Here is a 4,788-nt window from a genome sequence, read left to right on the forward strand (position 1 = left end):
CGATGCCTGATCCAGGCCACTCGTCCGGCCGAACCGCCCCCCCTCGCGACCGCGCCATCTCACCCAGTCGTCGCGCCGAGGACGCGCTCACCGCGCTCGACGCCGCGGCCGGTTTCAAGCCGGACGACCCGGTGGCCAAGGGGTATCGCGAGGGAGTGCTCCGTGCGCTCGTGCTCGTGACCCTCGATCGCGTGCAGGAGTCCGTCGACGCCCTGCCCGATCTCGACGTGGTCGGCGAGCACCCCCGCGCCTGGGTCGAGTGGTCGTACGCCATCCGTGCGCTCGCCGGGTCGGCGCAGATCACCAACACCTGGCAGCTGGGCCGGGTGCTCAAGCAGTGGATCGACTACTTCGCGATGATGGGCGGCTACCGCGCCCGGGTCGAGCTGGCGCTCGTCGCCGGGCAACTGGCGGTCGCCCGCCAGGGAATCTGGCAGGCCCGTCTCCTGGCCGACCTGGCGGAGTCGGCGGCGGGAGAGCTCAGGAACTCCGGTGACGTCGCCGAGCGGATCGCCGCGCTGCGCGCCGCCGCCGACGAGGCCACCGCGCTCCCTGCCCCGGTCTCCGAGGACGAGCTGGTCGGCTCCTTCGACGCCGCCGACGGTTTCAACGCCGACCCGGAGCGCTGGGTGGGCTGGCTGGCCCCGCTGTCCGGCCGCGACGTGGAGGGCACCCGGCGACACACCACCACGCTGGGCTTTCTCGGCTACCCGGCGAAGGGTGCCGACATCTACTGGACCATGCTGGTCGAGTCCGGCGACATCGAGAACGCCGACCCGCAGGACTCCGCGTACCTCAGCAGCCTGCTGATCGAGGCCCGTCAGGACGAGCGCCTGGAGCAGATGGCCGAGCGGCTGCCCGCCGCGCAGCGCCACATGGCCCTGGGGCGCCTGCACACCGCACGGGAGCGCTGGGAGCAGGCGGCGGTCGAAGGAGAGGCGGCGGTCGCCGCCGGCGGCGGTATCGACGCGGCCAGGCTGTGGTCGGCCGCGGCGCAGCAGCTCGGCGACAACGCCAAGGGCGCGGGCATCCTGCGCGATCTCCTCGACTCCGAGGAGATCGAGCAGCAGGACCTGTGGAGGATGGTCGTCATGGCGACGGCCGCCGAAGACTGGGAGACCGTCCGCCTGGGCGCCGCCAGGATCGGGATTCCGCTGCAGTCGGGCGAGGGACCGATCGAGGAGGAGATGGGCCTGGTGCGCATCATCCTCCCCGCCCCCGACGGCAGCCAGCGTCAGGTCCTGAGCGTGCGCACGGGCCCCGCGACGGCGCGTCTGGCCATCCCCCAGCCTCCCGGCATGGAGTACAACGCCGGTGACCTGGTCGTCTTCGAGCCGCAGCTGCTGGAGCCGATTCCGGAGAGCGCCGAGGAGCAGGAGAAGTTCGTCCCGCCCTTCGCCGCGGTGAGCATGCTCCGCCCCGGTGGTTACACCAGCTGGTTCTTCGACGGTGCCGCGCCCAGCCAGGCCGACTGGACGGAGTTCAACGAGGTCATGGCCGAGCGTGGCTGGCCGATGTGGGTCTACAGCGACGACAACTACACCGTGACCCACCCGACCACGGGCGAGCCGCTGCCCGGCGTGTTCGGCTGGATCGCGGTCCCGCCGGACATCAGCCCGGTCGAGCTCGACGCGCTCCTGGACGACGCCACCGAGCGCTGGGTGCACCCGCTGGCCTGGCTCGATCTGGCCAAGGCCGTCGATGTCGAGGTGGAGCGGCACGAGCGGATCACCAAGGAGTACGGCCTGTAGGACGGATCGCCGCGGGCCGTTCCCGAAGCCCGCGGCGCCGCCCGGAGCCTTGAGCCCGGAAAACCGCACCGCCCGTGAGGAGGCCCCTCACGGGCGGTTCTTTTCTTGGTCATTAGAATCTTGTTCGGCATGTGGGCGAACTGGGGAGGATTAAATGCTGGACCGATTCCGGCTGGACGGCAAGGTCGCGATCGTCACCGGCGCGTCCTCGGGGCTCGGCGTCGCGTTCGCCAGGGGCCTGGCCGAGGCGGGTGCGGACATCGTGATCGGCGCTCGCAGGAAGGACCGTCTTGAGGAGACCCGCGCCCTGGTCGAGGAGACCGGCAGGCGATGCGTGGCCCTCGTCACCGACGTGGTCAAGCCAGAGGACTGTCAGGCCCTGGCCGAAGCCGCGGTCGCCGAACTGGGTGCGGTGGACATCCTGATCAACAACGCGGGTGTGGGCACCGCGGTCCCGGCGCTGAGGGAGACGCCCGAGCAGTTCCGGCAGGTGGTGGAGATCAACCTGCACGGCACCTACTGGATGGCGCAGGCCTGCGCCAGGGTCATGAAGCCCGGCTCCTCGATCGTCAACGTCGGCAGCATCCTGGGCGAGACGACCGCCGGGCTGCCGCAGGCCGCCTACAGCGCGTCCAAGGCGGGGGTCGTCGGCCTCACCCGTGACCTCGCCCAGCAGTGGACGGGACGTCGCGGCATCCGGGTCAACTGCGTCGAGCCGGGTTTCTTCGCCTCGGAGATGACCGACCAGTACGCGGAGGGCTACCTGGCCTGGCAGTTTGAGCACCGGGTGCTGATGAAGCGCCCCGGAGATCCGGCCGAACTCGTCGCGGCGGCGATCTTTCTCGCCTCGGACGCCGCCTCGTATGTCACCGGTGCGGTGATCCCGGTCGACGGCGGGATCCTGATCACCTGACCTGGGCGGGCGCGGAGACCTTCTCCCCGAGGCCCGGACGGGCGGGCGCGCGGGGAGAAGAAAGGGGGGCGGGGTCAGTAGCGCCAGTCGACGGCGTCGACGCTGTCGTTGGTCTCGGGGGGCTCCTCGAAGGAGTTGCCGGGATACAGCGTGCGCTCCTCGCCCTCGTAGTCGATCAGCAGGACGTAGTAGCCGGTGTTGTTGATCCATGACGAGACGTTGTTCGCGGCGGTGGAGGAGCCGCCCACCCCGCCCGGCATCGGCACGTTGTTCAGATCGGTCGGGTAGCCCGCGGGGATGCTGTATCCCGGTCCGTTGAAGCCGTAGTCGCGGTAGAGACAGAGACTGTTGAAGGGGCAGCTCGCGTTCTCCGCGAGCTGGACCACTCTCGGCGGCAGGCTGGAGGCCTGCTGAGCGGCCGCCGCGGTGGAGCCGGTGGAGGCCAGGAGCAGGGCGGCCGCGGTGGTGAACAGTCCTGTCGCGGTCCGTGCGAGGTGGGGATGACGCGATGAGATCTTACCCATGCGAATCCTCTTCGTAGTTGTTTGCTCACCCATCGTGAGCACTCTTGGCCATTAGAGCATCGTTACTTTACGCAGTCGATAGTCGCGTTGAGTAAAAATTCCGAGGCGTGCTTCCAGCGGGCTGGTGCTCGCAATGCATTTGTGCAGGTCAGATGTGAGACGTGGTTAAGGTGCAGATTGACGCGCCGAAAAGCCTCCCGGTCTCCCGCAGACCGCTTGAGGCTTTTAGGATTGAAGGAGGTATCTGGAATAATTTGCCGCTTCATAGGTAGTGAACGCGCGGGAGAGGTGGCATAGTGCGGGCTGCGCTGGCACGAGGGATGGTCATCGCGACGATCGCGTTCACGGTGGTGGGCTGCGGTCCGATTCCGGGCGGTCCGGACGACGGTACGAAGTCCTCCGGCGGCGGGCAGTCCGCGTCCGAGGCGCTCCAGGATCTGAAGAAGCTTGAGGTCAAGGGTCGCGCCTCGATGACCGGTTTCGACCGTGCCGAGTTCGGGCCCGCGTGGTCGGACGTCGACAAGAACGGCTGCGACACCCGCAACGACATTCTCATCCGCGACCTGAAGGATGAGACTTTCAAGGAGGGCGGCAAGGACTGCATCGTGCAGTCCGGCATTCTCGACGACCCCTACAGCGGTAAGACCATCAAGTTCGAGCGTGGGACACGGACCAGTTCGGCGGTGCAGATCGACCACGTGGTCGCGCTCGCCGATGCCTGGCAGAAGGGTGCCCAGGGGTGGACCAAGACCAAGCGCAAGGAACTGGCCAACGACCCGCTGAACCTGCTGGCCGTCGACGGGCCGCTGAACAGCCAGAAGGGCGCCGGTGACGCGGCGACCTGGCTCCCGCCGCGCCACGCCTACCGGTGCCCCTACGTCGAGCGCCAGATCAAGGTGAAGGTCAAGTACGGCCTGTGGGTGACGCCCGCGGAGAAGGACGCCATGCAGGCCGTACTCGAGGCCTGCTGATCAGTCGTCGTACTCGCGCTTCAACTTGATGATCTTCCCTGTCCGCGCCGACACGTAGACGTCGTACTCCCAGGCGCCCTTGCGCAGCTCGATCTTCCAGGCGCGCTGGCCGTGCTCCCACTCGCGCTCGACCTTGGTCACCCGCGCGCCGGGGACGCGCTTCTTGGCGATCTGTACGGCCTTGCGGGAGGAGATGTCCGCCGCGGTCGTGCCGGCGGCGATGGTGGTGGTGGAGGTGATCGCCGTGCTGTCCGTCTGGTGCGCGGCGAGGGCGACGCCGCCCCCAGCGGTCAGCAGGGCGGCGGTTGCGAGGGTTCCGACGGTGATTCTGGTGATTCGCTTCATGGATCAAGATTTGCGGAGATTTTGATAGGGGCACGCTAAGAGATCGTTAAGCGAGGGAATCCGGTTTCGGATCTCACCCCTGGGCGGGCCGGATCGGGCTTCCCGGCTGTCAGGGCAGTGCCACCCGAACGCGGCCCGTCATCCGGCCGGACGCCCGTGGAGGACCTTGGGGGACGGGAGGGCCCGGTGCAATATCGCCTTCCCCGCCCATCGCAGCGCCGACGGCCCTGCCCTGGCCGTTTACAACAACTTCCTGTACTGCGTGCACCGCGGCGGCGGCAACG

General features: G+C 68.5%; 5 protein-coding genes. 3 read left to right on the forward strand and 2 right to left on the reverse strand.

Annotated elements, in window-relative coordinates; genetic code table 11:
* Both ABZ260_RS46765 and ABZ260_RS46770 read left to right on the forward strand, forming a co-directional pair.
* A partial coding sequence (locus ABZ260_RS46765) for a tetratricopeptide repeat protein (protein ID WP_355631246.1) occupies positions 1-1,751 on the forward strand: 1,751 nt, incomplete at its 5' end.
* Between the two features lie 154 nt (positions 1,752-1,905).
* Positions 1,906-2,664 carry an SDR family oxidoreductase gene (locus tag ABZ260_RS46770; protein ID WP_355631249.1) on the forward strand — a complete coding sequence of 253 codons (759 nt, stop codon included), beginning with the start codon at positions 1,906-1,908 and terminating at the stop codon, positions 2,662-2,664.
* 74 nt (positions 2,665-2,738) lie between these two features.
* Here the strand turns inward: ABZ260_RS46770 and ABZ260_RS46775 are convergent, their stop codons facing one another.
* Entirely contained in the window at positions 2,739-3,188 is a 450-nt protein-coding gene (locus tag ABZ260_RS46775) for a peptidase inhibitor family I36 protein (protein WP_355549070.1), read from the reverse strand.
* Positions 3,189-3,484: 296 nt separating this feature from the next.
* On the opposite strand from ABZ260_RS46775, the gene ABZ260_RS46780 reads away from it, so the two are divergent.
* On the forward strand, positions 3,485-4,159 hold the full coding sequence (locus tag ABZ260_RS46780) for an HNH endonuclease family protein (RefSeq protein WP_355631253.1): 675 nt from the start codon (positions 3,485-3,487) through the stop codon (positions 4,157-4,159).
* Here the strand turns inward: ABZ260_RS46780 and ABZ260_RS46785 are convergent, their stop codons facing one another.
* Positions 4,160-4,504: a PepSY domain-containing protein gene (locus tag ABZ260_RS46785; protein ID WP_355631256.1), complete on the reverse strand. Its 345-nt coding sequence runs from the start codon at positions 4,502-4,504 to the stop codon at positions 4,160-4,162. It lies immediately after the preceding gene.
* Positions 4,505-4,788 lie beyond the last annotated feature (284 nt).

This window comes from Streptosporangium sp. NPDC006013 (assembly GCF_040614275.1).
GTDB lineage: Bacteria > Actinomycetota > Actinomycetes > Streptosporangiales > Streptosporangiaceae > Streptosporangium.